The sequence below is a fragment of the Streptomyces umbrinus genome (assembly GCF_030817415.1).
Taxonomy (GTDB): Bacteria; Actinomycetota; Actinomycetes; order Streptomycetales; family Streptomycetaceae; genus Streptomyces; species Streptomyces umbrinus_A.
In genome coordinates this window covers 34,841-48,180 of the sequence record NZ_JAUSZI010000003.1, presented here as the reverse complement: position 1 = coordinate 48,180, position 13,340 = coordinate 34,841, and the positions used below count along the sequence as shown (strand labels likewise).

General features: G+C 68.4%; 13 protein-coding genes and 1 pseudogene. 9 read left to right on the top strand and 5 right to left on the bottom strand.

What is annotated here, in order from left to right; all coding sequences use genetic code 11:
• Positions 1 to 45: 45 nt before the first annotated feature.
• From QF035_RS55360 to QF035_RS55340, 6 genes and pseudogenes are all read left to right on the top strand, one after another.
• Complete coding sequence (locus QF035_RS55360; protein WP_307532290.1) at positions 46 to 678, top strand: hypothetical protein; 633 nt, start codon at positions 46 to 48, stop codon at positions 676 to 678.
• Positions 671 to 1,192, top strand: coding sequence for a DUF6248 family natural product biosynthesis protein (locus QF035_RS56175; RefSeq protein ID WP_373467061.1), 522 nt, complete (start codon positions 671 to 673; stop codon positions 1,190 to 1,192). The genes QF035_RS55360 and QF035_RS56175 overlap by 8 nt, the downstream gene beginning before the upstream one ends.
• A complete protein-coding gene (locus QF035_RS55355) occupies positions 1,192 to 2,088 on the top strand; it encodes a Mom family adenine methylcarbamoylation protein (RefSeq protein ID WP_307532353.1) in 897 nt (298 codons plus the stop codon). The genes QF035_RS56175 and QF035_RS55355 overlap by 1 nt, the downstream gene beginning before the upstream one ends.
• A gap of 334 nt (positions 2,089 to 2,422) precedes the next feature.
• The gene (locus QF035_RS55350) at positions 2,423 to 3,427 is read left to right on the top strand and encodes a hypothetical protein (RefSeq protein WP_307532288.1); all 1,005 of its coding nucleotides are present in this window, start codon (positions 2,423 to 2,425) and stop codon (positions 3,425 to 3,427) included.
• A gap of 744 nt (positions 3,428 to 4,171) precedes the next feature.
• Positions 4,172 to 5,065 carry a replication-relaxation family protein gene (locus QF035_RS55345; RefSeq protein WP_307532286.1) on the top strand — a complete coding sequence of 298 codons (894 nt, stop codon included), beginning with the start codon at positions 4,172 to 4,174 and terminating at the stop codon, positions 5,063 to 5,065.
• 179 nt (positions 5,066 to 5,244) lie between these two features.
• Positions 5,245 to 5,511: pseudogene (locus QF035_RS55340) on the top strand (transposase); the annotation flags it as partial.
• A gap of 156 nt (positions 5,512 to 5,667) precedes the next feature.
• On the opposite strand, the gene QF035_RS55335 reads toward QF035_RS55340, so the two are convergent.
• Both QF035_RS55335 and QF035_RS55330 read right to left on the bottom strand, forming a co-directional pair.
• The gene (locus tag QF035_RS55335; RefSeq protein ID WP_373467060.1) at positions 5,668 to 6,330 is read right to left on the bottom strand and encodes a Type 1 glutamine amidotransferase-like domain-containing protein; all 663 of its coding nucleotides are present in this window, start codon (positions 6,328 to 6,330) and stop codon (positions 5,668 to 5,670) included.
• Positions 6,331 to 6,430: 100 nt separating this feature from the next.
• Positions 6,431 to 6,685 carry a hypothetical protein gene (locus QF035_RS55330; RefSeq protein WP_307532282.1) on the bottom strand — a complete coding sequence of 85 codons (255 nt, stop codon included), beginning with the start codon at positions 6,683 to 6,685 and terminating at the stop codon, positions 6,431 to 6,433.
• Positions 6,686 to 6,932: 247 nt separating this feature from the next.
• Between QF035_RS55330 and QF035_RS55325 the strand changes: the two genes are divergently transcribed.
• Complete coding sequence (locus QF035_RS55325) at positions 6,933 to 8,549, top strand: serine/threonine protein kinase (RefSeq protein WP_307532281.1); 1,617 nt, start codon at positions 6,933 to 6,935, stop codon at positions 8,547 to 8,549.
• A 143-nt stretch (positions 8,550 to 8,692) separates the two neighbouring features.
• On the opposite strand, the gene QF035_RS55320 is transcribed toward QF035_RS55325, so the two are convergent.
• A complete protein-coding gene (locus QF035_RS55320; RefSeq protein ID WP_307532279.1) occupies positions 8,693 to 9,364 on the bottom strand; it encodes a hypothetical protein in 672 nt (223 codons plus the stop codon).
• Positions 9,365 to 9,809: 445 nt separating this feature from the next.
• On the opposite strand from QF035_RS55320, the gene QF035_RS55315 reads away from it, so the two are divergent.
• Both QF035_RS55315 and QF035_RS55310 read left to right on the top strand, forming a co-directional pair.
• Entirely contained in the window at positions 9,810 to 10,211 is a 402-nt protein-coding gene (locus QF035_RS55315) for an effector-associated constant component EACC1 (RefSeq protein ID WP_307532277.1), read from the top strand.
• Positions 10,208 to 11,335 (top strand): caspase family protein, encoded by a 1,128-nt coding sequence (locus QF035_RS55310; protein ID WP_307532276.1) that lies wholly within the window; start codon positions 10,208 to 10,210, stop codon positions 11,333 to 11,335. Before QF035_RS55315 ends, QF035_RS55310 begins: the two co-directional genes overlap by 4 nt.
• 752 nt (positions 11,336 to 12,087) lie before the next feature.
• On the opposite strand, the gene QF035_RS55305 is transcribed toward QF035_RS55310, so the two are convergent.
• Both QF035_RS55305 and QF035_RS55300 read right to left on the bottom strand, forming a co-directional pair.
• Positions 12,088 to 12,522, bottom strand: coding sequence for a hypothetical protein (locus QF035_RS55305; RefSeq protein ID WP_307532274.1), 435 nt, complete (start codon positions 12,520 to 12,522; stop codon positions 12,088 to 12,090).
• Positions 12,512 to 13,084: a hypothetical protein gene (locus QF035_RS55300; protein ID WP_307532272.1), complete on the bottom strand. Its 573-nt coding sequence runs from the start codon at positions 13,082 to 13,084 to the stop codon at positions 12,512 to 12,514. The genes QF035_RS55305 and QF035_RS55300 overlap by 11 nt, the downstream gene beginning before the upstream one ends.
• Positions 13,085 to 13,340: the final 256 nt, after the last annotated feature.

Below are 13,340 nucleotides of genomic sequence, written 5' to 3'. Positions count from 1 at the left end.
CCGCCATGCACCCATCCCCTGCTCATCCGCCCCTTCTCCCGCGCAGTGCTGTACCTCGCGACGCCGTCCGGCGCTGACGTACGGGCTGCCATGCAGGCCGGACTGCTGGCCTGCATGACGACCCCGGCCCAGGGCAACGTGATCCCGCCCGGCGCCCTGTACGCCTGCGACAACGGCAAGTTCGGCAAGGGCTGGCCCGGCACCGGGCTCTGGTCCGCCTGGCTGAAGGCGACCGTCGACCGCTACGGCCCGGACCGCTGCCTGTGGGCCGTGGCCCCCGACGTCCCCATGGACGCCGCGGCAACCCTCGCCAAGTCGGTGCCGTGGCTGGCGCGGATCCGCACCCTGGGCATCCCGGTCGCCTTCGCCGCCCAGGACGGCAGCGAGCACGGTCTCATCCCCTGGGGCTCCTTCGACGTGCTGTTCCTCGCTGGCACCACGGCCTGGAAGACCGGCCCGGCCGCCCACGGCCTGGCTCTTGAGGCCCGCGAGCGCGGACTGGCCGTCCACATGGGCCGTGTCAACTCCCGTCGGCGGCTGCGCATCGCGCAGGCCTTCGGCTGCGCCAGCTGCGACGGCACCTACCTCGCCTTCGGGCCCGACACCAACCTCCCCCGCCTCCTGGCCTGGATGAACGAACTCCGGGCCATCCCCACCCTGTTCGGAGACTCTGTATGACGACCTGGCTGCGCTTCGTGGGCGCCTCGATCCTGGGCATCCTCGACCCCGCCCCCTCCACTGTGTCCTCCCCCATGAGCGAGGAGGAAGGCGCCTGGGTCCCGCGAACGCCTGGACGAAGTCACTGCGCAAGATCGAGGACGCCTACCCCCACGGCTTCCACCGCTGGTGCTCGTGCGAGGCCGGAACCTGCCACCCCTGCGTCACCGGTCAGCACGACAAGTGCGTCAGCGCTGACGGCCCTCGCGTCGACGAGGCCGTCGGCACCATCACGGACCGGCGCGGTTTCGTCGTCGCCGTGATCCGGTACGGACCGGGCCAGCGTCCCTGCCGGTGGATCTGCCCCTGCACCCACCCGACGGACGTCGAGGAGACCGCCGGCACGGACCCACCCGGGCAGCCTCCTGCCGCCCAGCGGGCCGTGCCCGCACACGGGCCTGCTCCGGGCCCGGAGGGTCAGCTCATCCTCTTCGCAAGCGGCCCAGAGGAGCGCTGGGACGGGGATGCGCCGTGATGTTCCCGGTCCAGGAGACCCTGCCGTTCGAGGACCTGCAGGAGATACCGACCGCGTCGCCATGGTGCCAGCGGTGGCGCGAACGCACGCACTCCTGGCTGCACGTCCGGGACGGCGGCTTCGACGCCCGCCGCTACGAAGTCGCCCCGCTCGACGAGGCGCAGGCGGAGAAATTCGTGATCACCCACCACTACTCCGGCCCCTACCCGGCGGCCACCCAGCGACTTGCCCTGTACGAAACCAGCACGGGTGAGCGACGGCTGAGTGGTGTCGCCGTGTTCGGGGTCCCGGTCAGTGAGGCCGTGCTGACGAACCCCCTGCCGCAACTTCGGCCCTACGCCGAGTCCTTGGTGTGCCTGCGGTTCGTTCTCCTCGATGAGTGCCCCGGAAATTCCGAGTCGTGGTTCCTCGCCCGCTGCTTCGACGCCCTGCTCGCTGCAGGCGTGCGCGGCGTGGTCTCGTTCGCCGACCCTGTGCCGCGCCGGACCGCCTCAGGCACTCTGGTCATGCCCGGGCACGTCGGGACGATCTACGCCGCGACGAACGCGGTGTACGCCGGCCGTGCAACCGCCCGCACGGTGAAGCTGCTGCCGAACGGCACCGTGTTCCACGACCGCGCGGCCCAGAAGATCCGCCGCCAAGAACAGGGCTGCGAGTACGCCGCCGCCCAGCTCACCGCGCTCGGCGCTCCGCGGCTGCGGCCCGGCAGCGACCCGGCCCTGTGGCTGCGCGAGGCCCTGACCGCGATCGGCGCCCGCAACCTCCGGCACCGCGGCGCACACCGCTATGTGTTCCGGCTCGGCCGCACCCGCCGCGAGCGAGAGCAGATCAAGCTCGGCCTCCCGGCTCGAAGGCCGTATCCCAAAGGTCCCGACCTCGAGCCGCCGGCGACCTGAGGGTCTCACCGCCCCCTGCACGAGGGAGCCCTGCCCGTCGGCGGGGCTCCAGGCTCACCGCCCTGTACTACTTCCCCCGGAGAAGCCGTGTTGGTTCGTTCTACCCACCACCCGCCCAGTACACCTGTCCTGACCTCGTACGATCTGCTCGGATCGCAGGTGTCCGGCGGGGCAGGCAGCACCCACACCCGCGTTCCACACTCCCAGAGGGAGAAAATCTCGGATCCGCAGCTTGCCAACCACAGCAGACTGTATCTAGTATCGAACTATCGGCGCCGGCGCAGTTCGCAGCGGCCAACCGAGATCGCACACCGACCGAAAGGAGGTCACCATCATGCAGGCTGACAGCACCCGCCAGATACACACACCCACCGCTGCCGGCGGCGGCGACCTCCCCGCCTTCCGCGCATCCAGCTCGCGCGGCCCTTCGCCCCTCACCACGCCTTCCTGGAGGAAGACGATGACCGGCACCGACGAGAACGAACTCCTGGACTCCAAGCAGATCCACGACGAGTTCGGCCTCAGCCCCTCGCGCCTGAGCGAGCTGTACCGGGACCGCACCACCACCGGATGCCCGGAGCCGGACGCGATCGAGGGCCGGCGCCGCCGGTGGAAGCGCGGCACCATCGGCCCCTTCCTGACGGCCTACCGCGCGGCAAAGGCGCCACAGTCCTCTGTCCGCCACAGCCTGCTCACCGGCCCCCGCGGCCGGTTGATGTCAACGTCAGAGGTGGCCAAGGTGCTCGGCCACAAGCGGACCGTGACCCTGCTCGGCTGGCTGCAGGACCGGCCCGGATATTTCCCCGAGCCCGATGTCGCCGAGACCACCGAAGCCGGCCGTCTTCGCCGCTCCTGGTACCTGGGCACCGTCGCCGACTGGATCGGCCAGCGCCCCGGCCCGGGCAACACCCAGAGCAAATCCCGCACGCAGGCGGCCGCTCCGGCCGAGGACGGAGACCCGGAGGAGCTGCTCGACACCAAGCAGGCTGCGCCGATGCTCGGCTACAGCAGCCACCTGGAGCTCAACCGGGCCATCGCCCGCGGCATCCTGCCCGAGCTCGCCAGGCCGGACGACGTCCTCCGCAGCGACCGGGGCCTGACCAGCAACCGCTACAAGCGCCGGCGGGTCATCGCTCTCGCACATGCCCGCCAGCAGGTCCCCACCAGTTCCGAACTCGGCGAGCGCCGCATGGAGGCAGCCGTGCATGCTCTGCGTACGGCCGCAGACCCGGGCGCGGTCACCATCGAGGTCCTGGCCGAGTCCCATCCCGGCCACGGCAGCGCCGTCGCGTGGAAGAAGACGATCGATGAGGCCCGCGGCACCCTGCAGGCGGACTGACACACAAGAACGCAGGTAGCGCCATGCCGCCGCTATCCTGACGATGTACGGCACCCGGCTGTGGGTTTCCTTCGTGTGACCCCGGCGGGCCGGGTGTGTCGGCCGATGGCCGGGGGAGGCTGTCAACCTCCCACCGGGATCCTCGGATCCCGGGCCGGCCATCGCTCTCTTCGACCGTCAGCCCTTGCCCGGCAGGTTTTGAGGCCCTTTCGCCCCGTTCCACTGCCCGAGTGCGCTGACGCAGCGGTGCAGGGATCCCCTCTCCTCGCCAGCGTCGACCGGCACCACTGCCGGATCAAGCGAGTGAAGGTCCTCGGCGCACGCGGCATACACGATGCCAGCCACGCCCGACCGACCAAAAGCTGGCGGCGGTGCACCCGAGGTATTCCAGGCACCAGACCCTGAACCGACCTTCCGTCAGTTTGGCGGGGCTCCCCCGATCCATCCCGATCCGGCGGCACCAGCTCAGTACGGCGGCGTCTCGTCGTCCTCCGGGATCCGGGCAGGCTCTCCCGCCCCGGACGGGTCAGCTGACCATCGCCGTCAAGGGCGCACCGCGCAGCAGCGCCCAGCCCGTGGTCGGGCCGACCACGGGCCCGACCACGCCCTCTGTGTCCCCATCGTGACCATGGTTGGGGCGTCGTGGTCGGTGGTCGGGTCGGGGGCGGCGGGTTTCCTCAAGAACATCAACACTCCGCTTCGACCTGGGAGTTCGACCATGTCTCCCGCCAAGAAGGGACACCGGTGGCCGCTACCGCTGCGTCGTACACTCCCAGGCCCGACGAGCCGCTGCCCCATCAGCTTCTGTCCGCGCTCGCCCAGCACCGGATGGCCACCACCAGCCAACTCCACGATCTGCTGCGGCCGAACGCCGCCCGCCAGACCGTCTCCACCCCACTGAACAAGCTGCGGCAGAAGGGTCTCGTCGACTACACGGTGCTGCCCCAGTCCAACCGCACCCGCGCCTGGTACCTCACGGGCGAGGGTGCCCGCCTGACGCGGGACTTCCCAGCCCTGCGGGGCCGGCCTCCGTACCCGATCAACTCCGCAACAGCGGCCTCGCTGAAGACGCCGCACACACTCACCGTCGTACGCGCCCACCTCGCCTTTGCGGCAGACGCCCGCCGGCTCGGACACGAGCACGGCCCGTGGGACTGGACCCCCGAGGTATCCCATCCCCTGGGTGAGGGAGAACGGCTTGTGGCCGACGCTGTCATGCACTACACCGTCATCGACGGCCAACACCGGCGGAAGCTGCGCGCGTTCGTAGAAGTCGACCGCACCACCATGAGCAGCGAGCGCCTGGCCGTGAAACTGATCGACTACGCCCGGCTCTTCCAGTACGAGGCCCAGCCCGTCGGCCGCCGCAGGCCCACCTCCACCGGCCCGGCCTGGCTCAAGTGGTACCCGCTCTTCCCCCGCCTGCTTTTCGTCCTCACCGGCGCCTCCCGGCCCAGGCTGGGAAACAGGATCAGCGATCTGCAGGCAATGGTCGCCCAACACCCGCTCGTCGCGGCCCTCGCCCGCGAGGTTCAGCTGGGAGCCGCGGTCCTGGAAGACATCGAGCATCTCGGTCCCAGCGGGTCAGTATGGGCGCCGCTGGTTGGGGGCGAGCTCTGCCCATGGACCGACCTGTGAGATGGAAGCTGCCCGCGCTCGCAAGGCACCCCGCCCAGAACGGGTAGACGAGGCCAGGAAATCGGCGCCCTCAGACTGTGGTCTGGGGGCGCCGTGGTGTGGGCCGATCCGCTACTCCTTGAGCGGCGGGCCGCCGAACGGTCCGGCCGACTCGTCGACTTGCTCCACGCGATGGCGGATGTCGTATCGTCTGGGCCGACTCCGGCTATGCCGGAAAGCTCGTGACCTGGGCCAAAGCGCACCTCGATCTCACCCTCAGGACCGTAAGCCGGCCGAAGGACGCCAGCGGGTTCGTGATCCTGCCACGCCGCTGGGTGGTCGAGAGACCGCTCGCCTGGATCAGGCACGCCCGCCGTCACGCCCGGGACTACGAACGGCTCATCCAGCGCTCGGAATCACTGATCACCTGGGCCGGGATCACGCTGATGACCAGGCGTATCACCCGCCGAACCTCCCGCAGGAGCAGACAGCCTCCCGCCCGCGAAGCCCAACAGGACTGACCCCTCTTGGAGACGGTGACCACCATCTCCACCCAGAGCGCCCGGAGACCCAAGTAGGGGCCCACGCTCCCATGGCACCGCGCTGTTCAAGAGGCGGAAGTACTAAAACAACTTCCAGCAGCCCTCGGAGACCACTTCGACGGCGCCCTCGGCCACCTTGATGGCGGTCTGCTCGTCAATCGCATACGCCGGACCCGCCATCCCGGCCGCCCATCGCTCGGCCTCGGCCATGGTGTTCTCCGGACAAGCCGGATGATCCAGGTGCGGGAAGATCGAAAAATCAACCACGCCCAGCGCGCTGTCGCCTCCGGTGGGCGGCTTCCAGCCCACCAAGTCCTCCCCGATGCGGGGGGTCATCACCAAGCTCCCGGCGCTGAGTCCCACATAGACCGTGTCGGGCAGCGACGGCAGGAGATCAGCCAGCCCGGACTCCCTCATCCAGTGGCACAGATACAGCGCGTCACCCCCATTGACCAGCAGAACATCGGCCTCCCGGACCCAGGACACCCAGCGCGCCTCGTCGATGCTGGGCAGCGCGGTGAGCTCCAACACGCCCACCGACTTCCACCCCAGCTCGGTCATGGGACTGGGGGACCGTCCGCTGATGAACCGCCACGGCCCGCCCGGATCGGCGCCGGGGCCCCCATAACCCGCGGTGGGAATGCAGAGCGCACTGGACTCGGCGATCGGCTTACCCAGGAGGTCGACCAGCGCCTCCTGGATGCTCGCGTTCTTGATACCGGAGTCGGTGAGGAGAAGCTTCATCATGTTCCTTCCCGAGGCACTGGCCGCACGCGTCAAGAACCAGCCGTTCGCCAACGCGTCACGGCCGCCACCATGTCATGACTGCATCCGGAACAGGCACTTACGCCTGCGGGAAGAGCGGGGGCAGCAGACCGTCTCCCGGCCAGAGCTCCAGCTCGGATATGAGGCCGGTGAGGAACCTGTCAACCTCGGCCAGGACGGCGGCGCGCTCCTCGGGCCCGTAGGTGATGAACTGGTCGGCTGCGGCGTCGAAGGCACGCACCTGGCTGTGCGGCCCGGTGATGATGAGGGCGCGCGCGATCTCGGGCAGGCCCAGGCTGAGAGCGTCGCGCTCCCCTGCGCGGACGAGCTGCACGAGGTCGGTGGTGACTGTCTCCCAGTCGCCGACCGCCGGCCAGCCGGCGCCGCCGCCCAGTTCGTGGGTGAGGGTGGACAGCGGGACGATCTCGCCCGCGCTGCCCGTCCCGCTGACTCCCGCGATATTGCGGACACCAGGCAGAGCGAGCAGACGGCATGCGCGATCGAGCCGCTCGCGAAGGGACGGGCCGATAGCATTCGCCGCTGCGGCCGATACATGCCGCTGATCACTAGGGGGAGCCGTCGTGTACAGCCCTGTTCATCCGGTGCAGCAGGGCGATCCGCTCCGTATCGGCCCCTACCGCGTCGTGGGACGGCTCGGAGCCGGCGGTATGGGCACCGTGTACGCCGCACTCGGCCCTGCCGGAGAACGCATGGCCGTCAAGGTCGTGCACCCGGCACACGCCAGCGACGATGAGTTCCGTGCCCGTTTCAGGCGGGAAGTGCAGCTCTCCCAGCGGGCCACGGGCCCCTTCCTGGTCCCGGTCCGCGACGCCGACCCCCAGGCTCTGGCCCCGTGGCTCGCCACACCGTTCGTCCCCGGCCCCACCCTCGAGGGGTATGTGGCCGCCAGCGGACCGTTGACCGGGGCGCGGCTGTATGCGCTGGCGGCCGGCACCGCAGCCGCGCTGGCCACGGCGCACGAAGCGGGCGTCGTCCACCGGGATGTGAAACCGTCCAACGTCATCCTGGCCCCGTGCGGGCCGCAGGTGCTGGACTTCGGGATCGCCCACGCCCTGGACGGCACCTCGGTCACCCGTACCGGCGTGATGACCGGCACGCCGGGCTGGATCAGCCCCGAGCACTACCGCACCGGCGCGGTCGGCCCGCAAGGAGACGTCTTCGCCTGGGGAGCCCTCGTCGGCTATGCCGCCAGCGGCCGTCTGCCCTTCGGCAGCGGCGCACCCGACGCGGTGGCCTTCCGCGTCCTGTCCGCCGCACCCGACCTCGACGGCATACCCGATGATCTGCGGTCGCTGGTGGAACAAGCCCTGTCCAAGGAGCCCTCCGACCGGCCCGCCGCGGCCGAACTCAGCGACACCTGCACCCAGTTGCTCGCCGCTCAGGCAACAACCGTCCTCTTCCCCGCCGGCCAGCAGCCCACCCTGCCGGCCGACCTGGTCAGCACCCACTGGGATGCGCCGCCCGGGACCGGACCCGCCTGGCCCGACCCGCCCCGCCGCCGCAACCGGAGCCGGCTGTATCTGGCAGTGGGCGCAGCCGCTGTCCTCCTCGGCAGCCTCGCCGGCGCCCTCGCCGCCATCCAGTCCTCACACACCGCCCAAGGACAGGCCCCCGCACCGGGCAGCCAGACGAACCCCGCCGCTGCCACCGCTGCGGCGCAGGAATCCGCCCCTCAAGCAGACCCCGCCATTTCGTCTCCGCCTGCGGCGCCGGCCGCTTCGCAACGTCCGCAGCCCGCAGTTACGCCCTCCCCCGCGTACACCCGCAAGGACGACACCCAGCCCACCATCGACGAATGGGCCAACGCCCGGGTACCGGCCACACCAGCCGAAAAGGCAGCCGCCCAGCGCCTGATCAACGACGCGGCCCCGGTCCTCGCAGGACAGCAGTACATGGGCGACACCGTGACCGTCACCTTCAACCCCACAGCCCAGACCATGTTCGTCACCTTCGGCCCCGGCACCTACCCCGAAGGACGAGACCACCACGACGATGCGAACTGGACCGACACCGTCCGCAGCCTCATGTTCGGCAGCTGCACCGAAGCACAACAAACATTCAGCAACGACATCACCTGGCCCTACGGCCGCGCCGTTGTCATCTACCGCGAATCCATGGCCAGCCCCACCATCACCGACTACCGCGACGCCACCCACCCCGACAACTGCCGCGTCTAACCCCTCGGGCCAGCCGCCCAGCAACACTCACAGCCCACTGCGGCCAGGCGCAGCGCTGCGCCCGCAGCGGCGCGACGGAACAGCCCCACGTGGTCAGGAGTGTTGTGACGCCCCCGACTCGACGCCGGCAACCGGCAGGTCGCCTACCGGCGACCCTGTTCTTCAATCTCGTAGCACGAGCGAGTGTCTGAGGCACCGCGTGTGACACGCACTTCATCGATGGGAACAGCACCTGTCGGATAGGTATCCGTGGACAGACGCCACAGATCTTCACCGGGCTTCAGAGTCTCGCTGTCTCGGGGGTACATGTCGATGACCGCAGATGAGAGCAGCTGGTGCGTGTTCGAATCAACGTCCACCGTGACCAGCATGTAGCTGGCTCCTTCGCGCTTCTCCCCACCTACATTGATGTTGTCGGCGTGCCATTCGCCGTGCGCCAGGCGGGCTTCTGCGGAAAATACGATATTGCGGGGCCGATCTGCTCGGCTGGTCTCCAGGGCGATCCACAGATGATGACCGTCACCGAGCTCTCCCGTACCGCTCAGCGTCTCGATGCAGCGCTCCACGCGCTCACCCTCTTTAACCGAGGTGATCTTGATGTCGCCGGCGTACAGCCAGGCTGACCACATCGGTGCGAAGACGGCTATGGCCGTCGCGACTGCTGCTGTTCCTCCAACGGCACCAATACGCGCCCGCCTGGTGTATCGCGTTCTCAGCCACGCGAAAAGCGCCCCCCACGCGTGTCGCTGCAGCAGCCAGAACCCATCCTCCACCGGTCCTGCAACCTGACCGTTTTCGCCTTCGTCACCTGGCATGGCTTCTCCCCCCGCAACACGCCTCTTCACATGAAGAATTGGCACTGTATAAGCACCCATATACCTTACGGGCAAGTTCGAAGCGATCGATGGATTCCCAACCGCGGCTGCCGTGCTCATCCAGCAGGCTCTTCAACCACCAGCAGCCCACACAACAGGCACGCCACCACCGTTCCCCGCCTCGATCCCGACCATCACCGGATCCACACCCACTCCACGGAGCCCGGCAGCGCCCGCTGCGCGGCATCCACCCCTACAAGCAGCAAGCTGACCAGATGTGACATCGCGTCCCGTGTCTTCACCCTTTGCACCGGGCAGGCGTGGCCCGCCTGGGGCACAGCCGACAGGACGCTGTGACCACGGTGAACGTGTGGGGCTCGGCCACCCGCGGTGAACTGTCCGGTTGCGCAGGTGCCCGGGCCTGTCGGCAGGGGCAGGATGCAACGTGGCGCTGTCCGGCAAACGGGTTGAGGACGGAAGGGAACGGGTGCACGTGCAGATACGGATCGCTGGTGACCGGCAGGAATATGAACTGCGCTCACTGCAGGGATGGTTGCGGCGGGAGCCCGCCACACGCGGGGCGGCGATGGCCCTCGGCGGGAAGGCGCCTGAGCCTGGCTCCATGGGGCAGCTGGTCGACGTGCTGCAGCTGGTGACGGGCAACGGCTGGAGTGCGGCGTCGTTCGTCCTGTCCGTCCTCGCCTGGCGTCAGACCCGCCCCAGTCCACCACGGGTTGTAATCCGGCACGGTGACGTCGAGGTCAGCCTGGCCGAGGGAACCGATGAAGAAGTGCGGCGGGTCGTGGCAGCGCTGGAGCAGGTGGACGGCACACCGGAGTCGTCGTGAGTGCGCTGCCCGATCCGGATCTGTCGCGGGCCGTGCTCGTGGGTGTCAGCAGTTACCACCGCCTCGAGTCGTTGCCTGCGGTGGCTAACAACCTGCCTGCTCTGGCAGCGGTGTTGACAAGCCCCGCCTCATGGAATCTTGCTGCCAGGCACTGCACTGTCGTTGCTGAGCCGGACACTGCGCCCGCCATGCTCGATGCGGTGCAGGACGCCGCGGAGTCTGCCGAGGACACCTTGCTGGTGTACTTCGCCGGGCACGGCCTGCTCGACGGTCGCGGTGATCTCTTCTTCGGTCTGCCCGGTGCCGTTCCCGGGCGCAGCCATACCGGCGTGACCTATCAGGCGCTGCGCGAAATCCTGATGGACTGTGCGGCGCAGCGGTTCGTCATCGTGCTCGACTGCTGTCTGAGCGGGCGGGCCCTGGGGACGATGAGCGGTGACGAAGTGCTGGCCGACCAGGCCGAGATCGAGGGCAGCTACCTGCTTGCGGCAGCGCCCGACAACGGCCTGGCTCTGGCCCCGCCGGGAGCCCCGCTCACCGCGTTCACGGGTGAGTTGCTGCGTATTCTGCGCCACGGCGTTCCCGGTCAGGCCCGGGATCTGGATCTGGATCTGGTCTACCGGCAGTTGCGCACAGCGCTCGCGGCGCGTGATCTGCCGCAGCCGCAAAAACGCGTCCGCAACAGCGCAGGACGGCTCATCCTCGCCCGCAACCACGCATACCTGCCTCCGCAGGCCGGTGGCGCTGCGGACCCGGCAGGCGCCGCCTGGCCCGACCCGGATCAGTGCCATACTCCCCACGCATTCCTGGAGGCCCTTGCCGAGGTCAGAGCCGTCAGCGGCCACACCATCACGGTCGTCAGCCAGCGCGCCCAGCCGCCTGTCTCCCCCGGCGCCGTCAGCGCCCTCCTCAACCGCACAGCCCTGCCCAAGACTTGGAAGACCACGGGTATCTACCTCGCGGCATGCGGAATGCCGGCCGAGCGAATCGAGGAGTGGAAAACAGTCTGGGAGCGGCTGCGCGCCACCGAGCAGCCACCCTTGCCCACGTCGGCGTCCGCCGGCTCTTCGCCTGGGCCCCTCGGGTGGCGAGCACGCCTACGCGGCAGAAGACACAGACCGTGAACCGTCGGGCCACTCCCCCGGCAGGTGCAGCGGGCGTACCTTTACCGGCCCGCTGAAACCGAGGCCGCGGGCTCCGAAGGCTGGTCAGTAGTGCCCTGAGCGTCCGAGTTTTGGGAGAACAACCCCAGCCACGCCCCGGCCAACAGCAGCCCCACCGCCACCACACCCGTGGCGGACTTCTTCCCTGCCTTTGCCTTCCCCGCGGACCGGTTCACCCAATGCCCTGCCCGGTAGTACTGCCCCGAACGCCCCGCCACGTCCAACACCCCCGAAAAGTACGGCCTTTGACAACGGGCCACCCGCCGCCGTCACAGAGTGTTGCAGCCCGTTGGCCAATCAGACAGGGGATGAAACCGAATGGCCTATATATGCCATTGCATTCGGTGACATGGCCGACACTGTCCATACTCAGACGAGGCACCCGAGGCAGACCTCAACCCGCCTGGGCACACACGCCACATACGCACCAGCTCAACGCCGAGCCCAGACACGCTCAGGTGACCTGACATAGCCCCCGTTGCCTCATCGGCATACCCATCACGCCGCTTCTGGCGATGCCACTGCTGATGAATGACGTGTGACGTCCATCGAGCCCTCCCGATGGCTCAACTGCCCTCGACCACTGCGCTGACGACACCGGCGGCGCCCAGGCATGGAGTCGTCTGATCGAACGGCACAGAGCACCAAGCAGAGCAGCGCTGTAGGCACACAGCCAAATGGACGAGTCCGTCACCCCCGCCTTGCCCGCGCGGCTATTCGGCGGGGGTGGGCGCAATGGTGTCGCGTTCGCGCCTACGTGCCCTTCTGCGGCGGGCGGGAAAGCGATCGGTGAGAGCGGTGACGGCAAGTGCGGTGGCAGCTCCCGCTGTTGCGGCGCTCATGACGTTGATGACGCCGGCAACGACGCGAGTCGTTGCGGTGACGATCGCCATACCCAGGCCGGCGGCGCTCTTGACCAGTTTGGAGGCAATCAGGCGTCGGCCGGTCTCGGCCGCCGCGTGGCGGGCATCGCCCAGCCGCCTTATGGCCGCGGCAATCGGGGCTGGCTGGTTCTGCCGATCAATGTCGTCCATGATCTTGTCGAAGCGCCGGTCGAGGTCCTGATCGTCTTCCGCGAGGCGCCGGCTCATCATCACGTAGGACCGGTAGAGCTTGAGCCTAAGGTCATTGTCCGTCCTAGTTGTCACTGCAGTGTCCCCTCATACCTGCGAAAAACGGCTCGAGCAGCTCCAGGTCAACTTCTGCCTCGGCTAGCTTGGCAAGCGCATTTTTCCTTTGAACCCTTTTGGTCGATGCCTTTCCGCCCACGGTTTCCGCCAGGCCGTCCGTTGTCAGAAGATGCAGCATTTCCGCCTCGATCACCCTGCGTTCCGCAAGACAAAGGGCATCCAGGGCGCGCAGTGTCTCTCGCACCGGCGTGAGATCCGGCGTGAGATAGGAATCGAAGATTTTTTCCAGTGAGTACTCGGCTGCTGCATGCAGCTTCCCCGCCGCCTTCAGTTCCCGGACGATGCCTTCTGCGATCTTCCGTACCTCGCCGTAGGTGAAGTCCCGCTCGGGCTGGGCAAACACGTGTTTGAAGGTCGCGTCGGCGACCTCTATCGGGTTCACGACCAAAGGCGCGCACTCAAGCAGCAGATAGAGCCGCAGGGGGCCGATCTGCTTCTTGTACTGGTCGCGCAACTCGCCGTGACGGCGGTGTTTTTCCGGCCTGCTTCTGCCCCGACGGACGAGCATCGGACGGATCAAAAGATCCCTCCTTCGTTGACGAGCGCGCCTCTGCCCGTGAGCGGGGAGGGTGGGGAACGGAGGCGCTGGTTATCTTCCGCGCCAGGACCTTACACAAGTGCGCGCGGCCGGGCGTTTATTGAGTGTGTCTGCCATGGCCGGTGGCCCATGGGCACGCAGGATTTGATCTTTGTGCGGTGGCGCCGCTGCGCCGGTATAGAGCGGCAATGAGACAAACCCGGTGCGCGGATGGTGCGTGGACGCAGAGCCCGGGAAT